The sequence below is a fragment of the Lentzea roselyniae genome (assembly GCF_039537795.1).
Taxonomy (GTDB): domain Bacteria; phylum Actinomycetota; class Actinomycetes; order Mycobacteriales; family Pseudonocardiaceae; genus Lentzea; species Lentzea atacamensis.
In genome coordinates this window covers 159,127-172,573 of the sequence record NZ_BAABBE010000001.1, presented here as the reverse complement: position 1 = coordinate 172,573, position 13,447 = coordinate 159,127, and the positions used below count along the sequence as shown (strand labels likewise).

The 13,447-nt window shown below is 68.5% G+C and carries 9 protein-coding genes; 5 read left to right on the top strand and 4 right to left on the bottom strand.

All coding sequences use genetic code 11. The features are described from left to right. Positions 1–111 precede the first annotated feature (111 nt). Complete coding sequence (leuS, locus tag ABFX45_RS00840; RefSeq protein WP_346126875.1) at positions 112–2,889, top strand: leucine--tRNA ligase; 2,778 nt, start codon at positions 112–114, stop codon at positions 2,887–2,889. 45 nt (positions 2,890–2,934) lie between these two features. On the opposite strand, the gene ABFX45_RS00835 is transcribed toward leuS, so the two are convergent. Together ABFX45_RS00835 and ABFX45_RS00830 are read right to left on the bottom strand one after the other, a co-directional pair. Continuing rightward, a complete protein-coding gene (locus tag ABFX45_RS00835; protein WP_346126873.1) occupies positions 2,935–3,339 on the bottom strand; it encodes a hypothetical protein in 405 nt (134 codons plus the stop codon). 737 nt (positions 3,340–4,076) lie between these two features. Continuing rightward, complete coding sequence (locus ABFX45_RS00830; protein WP_109630046.1) at positions 4,077–4,802, bottom strand: TetR/AcrR family transcriptional regulator; 726 nt, start codon at positions 4,800–4,802, stop codon at positions 4,077–4,079. A gap of 111 nt (positions 4,803–4,913) precedes the next feature. On the opposite strand from ABFX45_RS00830, the gene ABFX45_RS00825 reads away from it, so the two are divergent. Next, positions 4,914–7,031, top strand: coding sequence for an MMPL family transporter (locus ABFX45_RS00825; protein ID WP_346126870.1), 2,118 nt, complete (start codon positions 4,914–4,916; stop codon positions 7,029–7,031). Here ABFX45_RS00825 and ABFX45_RS00820 read toward each other — a convergent pair. Both ABFX45_RS00820 and ABFX45_RS00815 read right to left on the bottom strand, forming a co-directional pair. Beyond that, positions 6,968–8,041: a beta-propeller fold lactonase family protein gene (locus ABFX45_RS00820; protein ID WP_109630036.1), complete on the bottom strand. Its 1,074-nt coding sequence runs from the start codon at positions 8,039–8,041 to the stop codon at positions 6,968–6,970. The genes ABFX45_RS00825 and ABFX45_RS00820 overlap by 64 nt on opposite strands. 122 nt (positions 8,042–8,163) lie before the next feature. Next, positions 8,164–10,035: a DUF2339 domain-containing protein gene (locus tag ABFX45_RS00815; protein ID WP_346126868.1), complete on the bottom strand. Its 1,872-nt coding sequence runs from the start codon at positions 10,033–10,035 to the stop codon at positions 8,164–8,166. A gap of 103 nt (positions 10,036–10,138) precedes the next feature. On the opposite strand from ABFX45_RS00815, the gene ABFX45_RS00810 reads away from it, so the two are divergent. The 3 genes from ABFX45_RS00810 to ABFX45_RS00800 are packed head-to-tail and all read left to right on the top strand — an operon-like array spanning position 10,139 to position 13,427. Further along, positions 10,139–11,104, top strand: a complete 966-nt coding sequence (locus ABFX45_RS00810) for a LacI family DNA-binding transcriptional regulator (protein ID WP_346127316.1) — start codon at positions 10,139–10,141, stop codon at positions 11,102–11,104. Beyond that, positions 11,101–12,510: a sugar ABC transporter ATP-binding protein gene (locus ABFX45_RS00805; protein ID WP_346126866.1), complete on the top strand. Its 1,410-nt coding sequence runs from the start codon at positions 11,101–11,103 to the stop codon at positions 12,508–12,510. The genes ABFX45_RS00810 and ABFX45_RS00805 overlap by 4 nt, the downstream gene beginning before the upstream one ends. After that, the gene (locus ABFX45_RS00800; protein WP_346126864.1) at positions 12,507–13,427 is read left to right on the top strand and encodes an ABC transporter permease; all 921 of its coding nucleotides are present in this window, start codon (positions 12,507–12,509) and stop codon (positions 13,425–13,427) included. The genes ABFX45_RS00805 and ABFX45_RS00800 overlap by 4 nt, the downstream gene beginning before the upstream one ends. Positions 13,428–13,447: the final 20 nt, after the last annotated feature.

The following is a 13,447-nucleotide window of genomic DNA, read 5'->3' as shown; positions in this document are numbered from 1 at the left end:
AGCCGCGACGACCTGATCGAAAGACGGTCGGCGCGGCAGCCCTCCATGCCCATCTGGGCTGGGGGGTTTCGTCATGTCAGGGGCAGGATCGATGGAGAGGGACTCATCAACATGAGCACGGACGCGGCGGAGATCCCCGCCTACCGCTACACCGCCGAGCTGGCGAACCAGATCGAGAAGCGGTGGCAGCAGTACTGGGAAGAGCACGGCACCTACCACGCGCCGAACCCGGTTGGCGCGCTCAAGGGTGACGTGCCCGCGGACAAGCTGTTCGTGCAGGACATGTTCCCGTACCCGAGCGGCGCCGGCCTGCACGTCGGGCACCCGCTGGGTTTCATCGGCACGGACGTGTTCGCGCGCTACCACCGCATGAACGGTCGCAACGTCCTGCACACCATGGGCTTCGACGCGTTCGGCCTGCCCGCCGAGCAGTACGCCGTGAAGACCGGTCAGCACCCGCGCAAGACCACCGAAGAGAACATCAACACGTACCTGCGCCAGATCCGCAGGCTGGGGCTGGGCCACGACGAGCGGCGTCGCATCTCGACGATCGACCCGGAGTACTACAAGTGGACCCAGTGGATCTTCTTGCAGATCTTCAACTCCTGGTACGACCCGGACGCCCGCAAGGCGCGTCCGATCGCCGAGCTGATCTCCCAGTTCGAGTCTGGTGAGCGGGACGTTCCGGGCGGTCGCAAGTGGTCTGAGCTGTCTTTTGCCGACCAGCAAAGGATCTTGGGCGAATTCCGGCTGGCCTACTTGTCGGAGGCGCCCGTCAACTGGTGTCCCGGACTGGGTACTGTGCTGGCGAACGAAGAGGTCACCGCGGACGGTCGCAGTGAGCGTGGCAACTTCCCGGTGTTCAGGAAAAACCTGCGCCAGTGGATGATGCGCATCACCGCGTACTCGGACCGGCTGATCGATGATTTGGACCGGCTGGACTGGCCGGACAAGGTCAAGGCCATGCAGCGCAACTGGATCGGGCGCTCGCATGGTGCCCGTGTCCGATTTGCGGTGGGAGACGAGAACATTGAGGTCTTCACGACCCGCCCGGACACGTTGTTCGGCGCGACCTACATGGTCCTGGCACCGGAACACGAGCTGGTGGACCAGATTGCGACGCCCGATCGCGTGGCAGACATCGCGGCGTACCGGCGGCAAGCGTCCCTGAAGTCCGAACTGGACCGTCAGGAGAACAAGGAGAAGACCGGCGTCTTCACCGGCGCGTACGCGACGAACCCGGTGAACGGCCAGCAGATCCCCGTCTACATCGCCGACTACGTGCTGATGGGCTACGGCACCGGCGCGATCATGGCCGTCCCCGGCCAGGACCAGCGCGACTGGGACTTCGCGAAGAAGTTCGACCTGCCGATCATCCGCACCGTCCAGCCGTCGGAGGGCTTCGAGGGCGAGGCGTACACCGGCGAGGGACCCGCGATCAACTCCGGGTTCTTGGACGGAATGCTGATCGACGACGCCAAGAAGACGATCATCGGGTGGCTGGAGGAGAACGGCCACGGCCACGGCACCGTCCAGTTCAAGCTGCGCGACTGGCTGTTCAGCCGCCAGCGCTACTGGGGCGAGCCGTTCCCGGTCGTCTACGACGAGAACGGCACCGCGATCGCGCTGCCGGAGTCGATGCTGCCGGTCGAGCTGCCCGACGTCGACGACTACTCGCCGCGCACCTTCGACCCGGAGGACGCGGACACCGAGCCGTCGCCGCCGCTGTCGCGCGCCACCGAGTGGATGACGGTCGAGCTGGACCTGGGCGACGGCGTCCGCACCTACCGCCGCGACACGAACACCATGCCGAACTGGGCGGGTTCGTGCTGGTACCAGCTGCGCTACGTCGACCCGGTCGAGACCGAGCGGTTCGTCAACCCGGAGAACGAGAAGTACTGGCTGGGCCCGCGCACGGCCGAGCACGGCCCGACCGACCCCGGCGGCGTCGACCTGTACATCGGCGGCGTCGAACATGCGGTGCTGCACCTGCTGTACTCGCGCTTCTGGCAGAAGGTCCTGTTCGACCTGGGCCACCTGACCGGTGACGAGCCGTACCGCCGCCTGTTCAACCAGGGCTACATCCAGGCGTACGCGTACACCGACGACCGCGGCGTCTACGTGCCCGCGGCCGAGGTCGTCGAGGAGAACGGCAAGTTCTTCTACAACGGCCAGGAGGTCAACCGCGAGTACGGCAAGATGGGCAAGAGCCTGAACAACGTCGTCACGCCGGACCAGATGTGCGAGACCTACGGCGCTGACACCTTCCGGTTCTACGAGATGTCCATGGGCCCGATGGACGTCTCCCGCCCGTGGGCGACCAAGGACGTCGTAGGCGCACAACGGTTCCTGCAGCGTCTGTGGCGCAACCTGGTCAACGAGGCCGACGGCTCCCTGCGCGTCACCGACGAGGAGCCTTCGGTCGAGGCACTGCGGTTGCTGCACAAGACCATCGCCGGCGTCCACGACGACTACGCCAACCTGCGCTACAACACGGCGGGCGCGAAGCTGATCGAGCTGAACAACTACGTCACCAAGCACTACGCGTCCGGCACGCCGCGGGCGCTGGCCGAGCCGCTGGTGCTGATGCTGGCTCCGCAGGCCCCGCACGTGGCCGAGGAGCTGTGGGCGAAGCTGGGCAAGACCGACTCGCTGGCGCACGGGCCGTTCCCGGTCGCAGACGAGCAGTACCTGGTCGAGGACACCGTCGAGTACCCGATCCAGGTCAACGGCAAGGTCCGCTCGCGGGTCGTCGTCGCGGCGTCCGCGTCGCAGGACGAGATCAAGGCGGCGGCGCTGGCCGAGGAGAAGATCGCCGAGCTGGTCGCGGGTGGCGAGCCGCGCAAGGTGATCGTCGTCCCCGGTCGCCTGGTGAACGTCGTTCTGTAGCAACGGAAGGGCCGGCGCGGCTACGGCTGCGCCGGCTCTCTCGTGCTATGCCGTGGTGCTTGCGACCCGCAACGCGCCTTCGGCGAGCACGTTTCCTGCCTTCAGCGCGCCGGTGACATCGGGTACGTCGAGCCAGTCGCACCGCAGGTCTTCCCAGCCGGAAATCTGCTCGGCGATCGTCAGCGCGCGCGTGTCGTCGGCACGCAGGAGTGCTTCGGCGAGTCGCAGGTACTCCCCTGGTCGCCGACCGGCGTGCTCGGTCGCCATCGCGGCGACGTCCTCGACGATCTGCTGTCCGTGCTGCGGGTGGAGCGCGGCCAGGCAGGCGAGCACGTACCGGATGGCAGGGGGCTCGGTGTTCCACCGCGTCAGGCGTGCGGGCAGTCGCTCGCCGACGGCGAGGTGCACCTCCTGTGTCCAGGGCGCAGCGTTGGGGAGCAGGCCTCGCACGGCAGCGCGTTCGGCATCGCCCAGGAGGCTGGCCGGCCGGCAATCAGCCGCGACGACCAGCCATGTGCAGAGCTCGAGCCGTCGTAACGCGGGCAGTCCGCCAGTGAGGATCAACCGGCTGACGAACGGCAGCGCCGGACCGGTCGCGGAGTAGCAGGTGCCCTGGTGGAGCAGGTCGTCGCTGAAGAGCTCGTCGAGGATGTCGGCCCAGCGGTCGTCGTTCTGCGCGAGTGCCCGGATCAGCTCGGGGATGTCATCGGCCGGGCCGTGGGCGTGACTGAGCCGGGACCAGTCGACATCGTCGAGCCGGTCAGGTCGACGTTCGCATCGGAGCCGGGATCCGGGGTCAGCTCAAGGGCGTGCGGGTGTGACGAGGACGGTGGGGACAGGCGGACGCGTGCCGGGGTTGGTGCGCACGATCGGTGCGTTCTGGTGGGTGAGCATGCCGGGGTCACAACGGATGCCCCCGTTCCGGTATCCGCCGTGCGCACGCGCCACAACAGCGGCGGCCTTGCCCACCGCGTCGATGGTGTGGTGTCCCTGAGCGCTGACCGGATACGGCCCTCGTCGAGCGCACTGACGATCCAGCCCTCAGGTCCGCCCGGACGAGCGGCAACCATCGCGAAGCCGTGTTCGGCCAGTGCCTTGGCGAGCGCCGCGGCGCTCGTCCTGTCTGGTACCGCGAAGTCGTGCGTACCTGCTACTGCCGACCAGCCTGCCATTTCCGTCCCCTCGACTCAGCGAACCGCCGAGTCGTCCTCCTGGAATCCGATGTCCGACAGCATCTGGTCCAGCATGCTGTCGAACATCGGCTCCGGGTTGCTCACCGCGAACGGGAACCTCCCGAACACCTCCAGCGCCACGTGCCCGTACAGCCGCACCCACGACTGCACGACGTGGTAGATCTTGCCCAGGTTGAGCACGTCGTCCTCGACCGTGACGCCGTGCACCGACACCGCGTCCATCAGTACCTGTTGGAACCTGGCCAGGTCCTCGTGCAGCACCTCGGGCACCTCGTCGTCCGCGTGCTTGACGACCAGGTTCGAGGCGATCAGCCGTCCGGCCAGCTGCAGGAACACCGCGCCGAACTGGTCGGCGCCCAGCGGATCCCGTGGCGAGGCGAAGACGAGCGCGAACTCCTGCGGGTGGGCCAGTGCCCAGCGCCGGAAGCCCCGGCACACCGCCCTGACCTGGCATCCCACCTGTCCTGACGTGTCCGCGGCGAGGTCTGCGTACAGGACGGCGGCCATGTCGGCGCAGATGTCGTCGCAGAGCTGCCGCAACAGCGCGTCGTGGGAGTCGTAGTAGCGGTACAGGGCTGGCGCGGTGATGCCCAGCTCGCGTGCGATCGCACGCAGGGTCACTGCGTCGCGGCCGCGTTCCACCAAAAGGGCGCGGGCCGCCTGCCGAATCTCACGCTCGGTTTCTGCGCGGAGCCGTTCTCGGCGAGTGGCCTCGGTCATATGTCACTCCATCGGGTTGTAGACCTCGTCCACCGCCCGTACGGTTTTGGTGAACGGTGTTTACAAGAGTTCACGGGATTAACAGCACGGTAACCCAGGAGGCCGTCGTCGATGTTCGCGAAGTGGGGATCTGTCGCATATCGCCGCCGGTGGGTGGTGTTGATCGCGACCGTACTGCTCGCCGTGGTCGGCGGCGTGTGGGGCATCGGCGTGTTCGACAAGCTCAGCCAGGGTGGTTACGAGGCTCCTTCCAGCGAGGCGGCGCGGGCCGACAAGGTAGCCGAGGAGGCGTTCGGGCGGCAGAACGGTGATGTGATCGTCATTTATCGGGGCGATTTCGCGAACCAGCTCGAGCTCAAGAAGATCGCCGACCACATCAGCGGCTTTCCCAAGGACGACGTGCTCAAGACCGTCGGGCCGGTGCCGTCCGACGACAAGCGGCAGGCCCTGGTCGCCATCACGCTGACCAGCGGGGACTCGAACGAGCAGATCAAGCAGTTCGAGGACATCCAGAAGCAGCTCGCGGTGGACGGCTTCAGCCAGCAGGTCGGTGGGCTCGTGCCCACCCAGAAGGCCATCAACGACATGTCGCAGGCAGACCTGACGCGCGCGGAGATGTTCTCGCTGCCGCTGGTCCTGCTGCTGCTCGTGATCATCTTCGGCGGTCTGGTGGCGGCGTCGCTCCCCGTTGTCGTCGGCGGGCTCGCGATCATGGGCGCGCTCGGTGTGCTGCACGGTGTCGCGATCTTCACCGAGGTCAACTCGTTCGCGGTCAACGTCGCGTCGCTGCTCGGCCTGGGCATGGCGATCGACTACGGGCTGTTCATGGTCGGACGGTTCCGCGAGGAGCTCGCGGCTGGGCGGACGACCGAGCAGGCGGTGGGACGCACGGTCGCGAGCGCCGGCCGTACCGTCATGTTCAGCGCGACGCTGCTGGTCATCGCACTGGCCGGGCTGCTGCTCTTCCCGCACGGCTTCCTGAAGTCCCTCGCGTACGGCGGCATGTCGTCGGTCGCGATCGCCGCACTGGTCTCGCTGACGCTGCTGCCCGCGCTGCTCGGCGTGCTCGGTCACCGGGTCGACAAGCTCGCCATGCCGTGGCGCAAGAAGGAGCCCAGCGAGCGCGGCTGGCGCAGGCTGAGCGGCAAGGTCATGAAGCGCCCCGTCCTGGTCGCGGTGCCGATCATCGGTGTCCTGGTCGCGCTCGGCGCGCCGTTCCTCGGTGTTCAGTTCGGCCAGGTGACCGAGAAGGTGCTGCCGGAGGGCAACACCGTGCGCGTGGCCACCGAGAACATCAACCAGAACTTCTCCGCGCTCTCCAACACCGGCTTCAAGATCGTCGTCAAGGGTGGTGACCAGGCTGCGGTCCAGGACTACCTGGGCAGGGTCAAGGACATCAAGGGTGTCGGCGACGTCCAGCCGCTCGGCTCGGACAAGGGCGTCACCTCCGCTTCCGCCGGGCTGGAGCAGGACGCACTGAGCGACGAGTCGAAGCAGGCGCTCAAGGACGTCAGGGCGCTCGCCCCGCCGGCCGGCGCCGAGGTGCTGGTCGGCGGCAACACCGCCATGGTCAGCGACTCGCTGGACGCCATCGCGGACAAGCTGCCGTTGATGATCGCGCTGCTGGTCGGCGCGACGCTGATCCTGATGTTCCTGGCGTTCGGCTCGGTCCTGCTGCCGATCAAGGCCGTCGTCATGAGCGCGCTGTCGTTGTCCGCGACGTTCGGCGTGCTGGTCTGGGTCTTCCAGGAGGGCCACGGTGCCGACCTGCTCGGCATCACACCGGGTCCGCTCGAGTCAGGCATCGTCGTGCTGATGGCCGCCATCGTGTTCGGCCTTTCTACGGACTACGAGGTCTTCCTGCTCTCGCGCATGGTCGAGGCACGTGGTCAGGGCGCCACGACCGAAGAGGCGGTGACCATCGGCCTGGCCAAGACCGGCCGGGTGATCACCTCGGCGGCTCTGCTGCTGGTCGTGGTGACAGGTGCGTTCGCGTTCTCACAGGTAGCGATGATGCGGTTCGTCGGTGTCGGGATGATCCTCGCGCTGGTGCTCGACGCCACCGTGGTCCGGATGCTGCTCGTGCCGGCCGTGCTCAAGCTGCTCGGCAACGCCGCGTGGTGGTCACCCGGTCCGCTCAAGCGGATCCAGGAACGCCTCGCACTTCACGACGAGCCGGTGGACGACGACTTCGACGACGAGGTCCGCGAGCCCGCGGCGGTCGGCTGACCGGGAGGGAAGGCGATCATGGCCGCGTCGAACAGGCGCGGCCTCGTGTCCCGCAGCTCGCCCAGCTTCATCCGGTACGTGGCGAGCACCGCGTTCGAGCTGTCCAGCACCGTCGTCGTCGTGCCGGTCGCGAGGAAGACCCTCGGGTCCCCCGGCGCGATGGCGACGCTCGGTGCGTTGATGGGCAAGCGTTCGCGCAACGTCATGGTCGCCGCGTCGATGACCGCGACCGACTCTTCCTTCGTCAGCGCGAGGTACACGGTGGCGCCGTCCGGGGTGACGGCGAGACTGCCCGCTCCCCTGCCGACGCTCATCGTGCCGACGACCCGGTTCGTGGTCGTGTCGATCACCGACAGCGTGCCCGGCGTCTGCTCGCCCAGCCGCATGCTGCTCACGTAGAGGCGCTTGCCGTCCGGTGAGATCGCCAGGTGCTGCGGCATGCCGCCGACCTGCACCGTCGAGGTCTGGAACGCGGTCGCCGTGTCGACCAGGCCGACGGTGCCGTCCTGCGCGTTGGCGACGTAGAGGACCTGGTTGTTCGGGTGGACGGCGAGGCCCTGCGGCTGGCCGGGCACCTTGACCGCGGCGACCAGCCGGAAGTTCTCCGGGTCCACCACGGCCACGCCACCGCTGGCGGAGACGTACAGACGTTTGCCGTCCGGGCGCATCGCCGCATGCGTGAGCTGGACCTGGGTGAAGAGCCGGTCGACGACCGCGCCGGTGTTCGGGTCGACTTCGGTGATCGCGCCCGTCCACCCGTTGACCACGTAGACGCGCTGCCCGTCCGGCGACACGGCGACACCCGTCGCGCGACCCGCCGTGTCGGCGTGCGCGAGCACCGTGCCGGTTCTGGTGTCGACGACCTGGACGAGACCGGTTTTGCCCACCACGTACGCACGCGGAACCGCTGCTGCTGAGGTGGTCGTGTAGTCGTGCCGTTGCTCGACACCCATCGCCGCGATGGCCGCTGAGAGCGCTAGAACCGCGGCCACGAGGCGTGGCTTTGCCATACGCCCGATGGGACCACTTCTGGGTGCTTTCGATCTACTTCTGTCACCCGTCAGAGGGAAATCTTTGCCCGGTCGTAGTACGACCGTCGCCCGCGACGGCGGCGCGGGCGACAGCCGTGTACCTAGTAAGACGGAGGAGCAGCTGGTTTGGATTCATATGAATCCGGGTTTTTCGCGCTCGCCACCAGTTTGGCGTAGCGGGTGCCGGCCGTCAGCAGCACCAGGCCGGCGCCGAGGAACGCCAGCACGCGGGCGACACCGTCGAGCGCGGCCAGGTCGAACGTCACCAGCTTGACCACCGCCGCGCCGACCAGGATCAGCCCGGAGATCCGCAGCGCCTTGTTGTTGATTCCCCTGACCAGCAAGAACAACGCGGCGACCGTCCACGACACGGTGACCACCGAGTGTCCGAAGAGGAATCCGCTCTCGTCCGGCGACACCAGCAGCGCCGCGCACAACACCGCACCCGCCGCGCCGTAGAGCAGCACGAGCCCGGCGATGATCCACGGGAACGGGTGCTTCGCCGGCTCGCGCAGCACCTGCATCTTCAACGCGGCCCACGGTGCGGTGGCCGCGAAGACACCCAGCACCACCGCCGTGACGAGGCCCGCCGCGTAGTCGCCGGAGCCGGCGATGACGTACCGCGGTTCCTCCAGCAGCCACGTGATCGGCACGGCCTGGCTGACCGTCATCAGGAATCCGACGGCGCCGAACACGATCGACCCCACCAGTGCGCTCTTCTTGTTGAGCCGCGCCGCGAGGAACGCCAGCAGCACCGCCTCGGCCAGCACGATCGCCGTGCGGACGTTGCCGTCGAGCGCGATCACCGTCGTCTGGAACAACGCGAGCATGCCCGTCGCACCGGCCGCCGTCGTGAACGAGCGCGGCAGGTCCGGCACCATCCAGATCGCCAGCAGCACCGCGGCGCCCGCACCCGCCAGCACGGAGTTGGCCGGGTCGCTCAGGAGCGTGGTGGCGAACATCGCCGGCAGCGCGGAGCCCGCCACCAGCGCGACCGCGACGATGTCGTCCGGCCGCTTCCGGGTGGTCAGCAGCGCGACCACGATGCCGACCACGGTCGTGGCGGCGGCGACCCCGACAACGGTCCACTCGTAGTCGCGAGGGATGGCGTTCGCCGTGGTGAGCAGCGAGGCGATGATCGGCGGGAAGCCGCCGGCGATGGCGAGTCCAGGCCAGTTGCGCTGGATCTGCACCGGCGTGCTGGCCATCTTCAGCACCAGCAGGAACCCGACCAGCAGGACCGTGAAGCCCTCGGTCAAGACCGGCGAGCAGATGGCGCACGCTGCGACGACGCCGACCGCGAGCGTTTGCGAGTCCCAGCGCAGCGCGAGCACGACACCGGTCGCCGCGACGCCGAGCCCGACGACGAGGCCCACCGGCGGTGGCAGGTACTCGTACAGGCTCGTGGCGGCGATGACGTCGAGGTACAGGCCCGCGAAACCGGTCGCGGCCAGCGCGAACGCCCCCGTGCGGCCGGTGGGATTGCGGTGCAGCCAGATGCCGATGCCCACGAGCGCGCCGCTGAAGACCGCGCCGCCGATGACGCGCGGCATCGGGCCGAGCCAGCCCCGCTGGATGGCGAGGACCAGCAGCAGGACGAAGCCGAGCACGGTGATCGCGCCACCGACCCAGGCCAGCAGCTTCGAGCCTGCGCCGTCCTTGCCGAGCTTCTCGAACAGGGACTCGCGCGGTTGCGGAGCGGGCCACTGCTGCGGTGGCTGCGGCCACTGCTGCTGCGGCACCGGCGGCGGCACCGGCATGGCGCCCTGCTGCGACCACGGGTCGGGCGGCAGCGGCACCGAGACCGGTGCCTGAGGAGTCGGCGGCGGCGCGACGACCTCGGCCACGGCAGTGGCGGCAGAGGCCACGGAGGCCGACCGCATCTCCGAGCTGATCGTCACCAGCCGCTGCCCGATGGCCGCGAGCTCCAGCGCGAGGCGCTGCTCGTACCCGAGGCGGTCATGTCCGTTCATGGCATCAGGGTGAGGCAGGACACGGCCGGTGACATCCGTACACCTACTCATCCGGCTTGACTGGACAGCCGTGTAATCGATTAACTTCTCGTCCGTGACGACCATGAAGGACGTCGCGCAGCACGCAGGCGTCTCCACGGCCACCGTGTCGCGCGTGCTCAACGGCCATGCCGCGCCGACCCCCGAGACCCGCGAGCGGGTGCTCGCCGCGATCGAGGAACTCGGCTACCGGCCCAACGCCCTCGCGCGATCCCTCAGGACCACCAGCACCCAGACCCTGGGTCTGGTCATCAGCGACCTGCTGAACCCGTTCTTCGCCGAGATCGCCAGAGCGGTCGAGGACGAAGCCCGGTCACACGGCTACTGCGTCGTGATCGGGAACGCCGACGAGAGCGCCGAGCAGGAGGCCACCTACGTGCGCACCCTGCTCGACCGCCGGGTGGACGGCCTCCTGCTGTGCCCCGCGACCGACGACCCGAGCCTGGTTCGCGAAGTGAGCGCAGGCGGCGTACCGCTCGTCCTGCTCGACCGGACGGTAAGGGGCGCCACATGCCCCGTCGTCCGCGCCGACGGCAGCGAGGCATTGACCGCGCTCGCCCGGCGGCTCGTCGGCGCCGGCCACTCCCGCATCGGCGTGATCGCGGGCCCGCCGGACACCTCCACCGGGAGAGAACGCAGCGACGTGTTCACCGGAGCGCTCGGTGGCGCGGCGCAGATCGTGCACGGCGACTTCCGGCAGGAGAGCGGCAGCCAGGCCGCCGCGAAGCTGATCGACGACGGCGTCACCGCGCTGGTCGCGATGGACAACCTCATGGGCCTCGGCGCACTGGGCGAGATCAAGGCCCGCGGCTTGCGGATTCCGCACGACATCGCGATCGCGGTGTTCGACGACCAGCCGTGGTTCCCGCTGCTCGACCCGCCGATCACGGTCATCGCCCAGCCGACCGTTGAGATGGGCCGCGCGGCCGCCCGCAGCCTGCTGGCGCTGATCGATGGTCAGCAACCCGACGACGTCCGCCTCTCCGCGAAGCTCGTGCTGCGCGGTTCGTGCGGGGAGGCCGAGCTGTGAAAGCGCTCATCACCGCCCGCGGCATCACCAAGCAGTTCGGTGCCACCAGGGCGTTGGACGGCGTCGACCTCGACATCAACGCCGGAGAGGTGCACGTCCTGCTCGGCGAGAACGGCGCCGGCAAGTCCACCCTGGTCAAGGTCCTCGCGGGCATCCACAGCCACGACGAGGGCACGATCGAGGGCGAGGCCAGCCTCGCCGTCATCCACCAGGAGCTCGCGCTCGTCCCGGAGCTGAGCGTCGCGGAGAACCTGTTCCTCAACCGGTTGCCCAGGAAGTTCGGCTTCGTCGACCGCGCCGAGATGCGCCGCCGTGCACCCGAGCTGCTCGACCGGGTCGCTCTGAACGTCGACCCGAACGCCAAGGTCAAGGACCTGGGCATCGCCCAGCAGCAGATGATCGAGATCGCCCGCGCGCTCGACAAGGACGCCGGCGTGCTGATCCTCGACGAGCCGACCGCGGTCCTCACCGACACCGAGACCGACCGGCTGCTGCAGATCATGGCTCAGCTGCGCGACAACGGCGTCGGCCTCGTCTTCATCACCCACCACCTGGACGAGATCCAGCGCATCGCCGACCGCATCACGGTCCTGCGCGACGGGCGCAGCGTCGGAGTCCTCGGCCCGCGCGCCACCACCCAGCACATGATCGAGCTGATGGTCGGCCGCCCGATCGAGGAGCAGTACCCGCGCGCCCGGCAGCGTCGCGGCAAGCCGCTCCTGCGCATCTCGAACTTCACCAGGCGAGGCGTCTTCCGCGACATCAACATCGAGGTCCACGCGGGTGAGGTCGTCGGCATCGCCGGCCTGGTCGGCGCCGGACGCACCGAGGTCGCACGGGCGGCGTTCGGCGTGGACGACTACGACTACGGCAGTGTCGAGGTCGACGGGAAGCCGTTGCCCCGCAACAACGTCCAGGCCGCGATCAAGGCAGGCCTCGGCCTCGTCCCCGAGGACCGCAAGGGCCAGGGCCTCGTGCTCACCGCGACCGTCGGCCAGAACCTCGAACTGGCGACGCTGGCGAACCGCGACGAGAAGCGCCTGCACGACATCGCGGGCAAGCTCCGGATCAAGGGCCGCGTCGAGCAGCCGGTGAAGGAGCTCTCCGGCGGCAACCAGCAGAAGGTCGTCATCGGCAAGTGGCTGCTGGCCGACCCCAAGGTGCTGATCCTCGACGAGCCAACGCGCGGCGTCGACGTCGGCGCCAAGGTCGAGATCTACGAGCTCATCAACCGCATGACCGCGCAGGGCCGGGCCGTGCTGCTCGTGTCCAGCGACCTGCCCGAGGTGATCGGGATGAGTGACCGCGTCGTCGTGATGGCACACGGCCGGGTGGCCGGTGAGCTGCCGAAGGACGCGACCCAAGACCAGGTGATGGCACTCGCCGTGCAGGAGATCTCCGCATGACCACGATCAGCAGCAATCGCCGTACGCCCCAAAAATTCATCGCTGAGAACGGAGCGTTGGCCGGGCTTCTGCTGCTCGCGCTGGTGATCGCGATCATGCAGCCGACGTTCCTCTCCGCGCAGAACCTGGTCAACGTCGGCGTCCAGGCCGCGGTCATCGCGATCATGGCGTTCGGCATGACGTTCGTGGTCGTCGCCGGTGGCATCGACCTGTCCGTCGGCAGCATCGCCGCACTGGCCGCCATGGTCGGCGCACTCACGGCCGGCCCGGTCGGCCTCGTCGTCGGCGCTCTGTGCGGTCTCGTCAACGGCGCGTTGATCAGCTACGGCAAGCTGCCGCCGTTCATCGCGACGCTGGCCATGCTCAGCGTCGCGCGCGGTCTCACGCTGGTGATCTCCGAAGGTCAGCCGCACGAGACCGACGCCGTGGTGACGTTCCTCGGCTCGAACCTCGCGCCGATGGTGCCGTTGCCGCTGCTGCTGATGCTGCTGTTCTTCGGCATCACCGGCCTGATCCTCACCCGCACGAACCTCGGCCGCCGCATGTACGCGATCGGCGGCAACGAGGAAGCCGCGAAGCTCAGCGGCATCGACGTGCGCAAGCAGAAGCTCTGGATCTACGCCCTCTCCGGCCTGTTCGCCGCCGCCGCGGGCCTCGTGCTCGCGGGACGGCTCGGGTCCGCCGGTCCGCAGGCAGCGACCGGCTACGAGCTCGACGCCATCGCCGCGGTTGTCATCGGTGGTGCGTCGCTGTCCGGTGGCGTTGGCCGCGCCACCGGGACGTTGGTCGGCGCACTTGTGCTCGCCGTCCTGCGCAACGGCCTCAACCTGCTGCAAGTGCCGCCGTTCTGGCAGCAGGTCGTCATCGGCGCGGTGATCGCTCTTGCCGCGTTGCTCGACTCACTTCGCCGTCGCTGAGATATCCCGAACACGTAAGG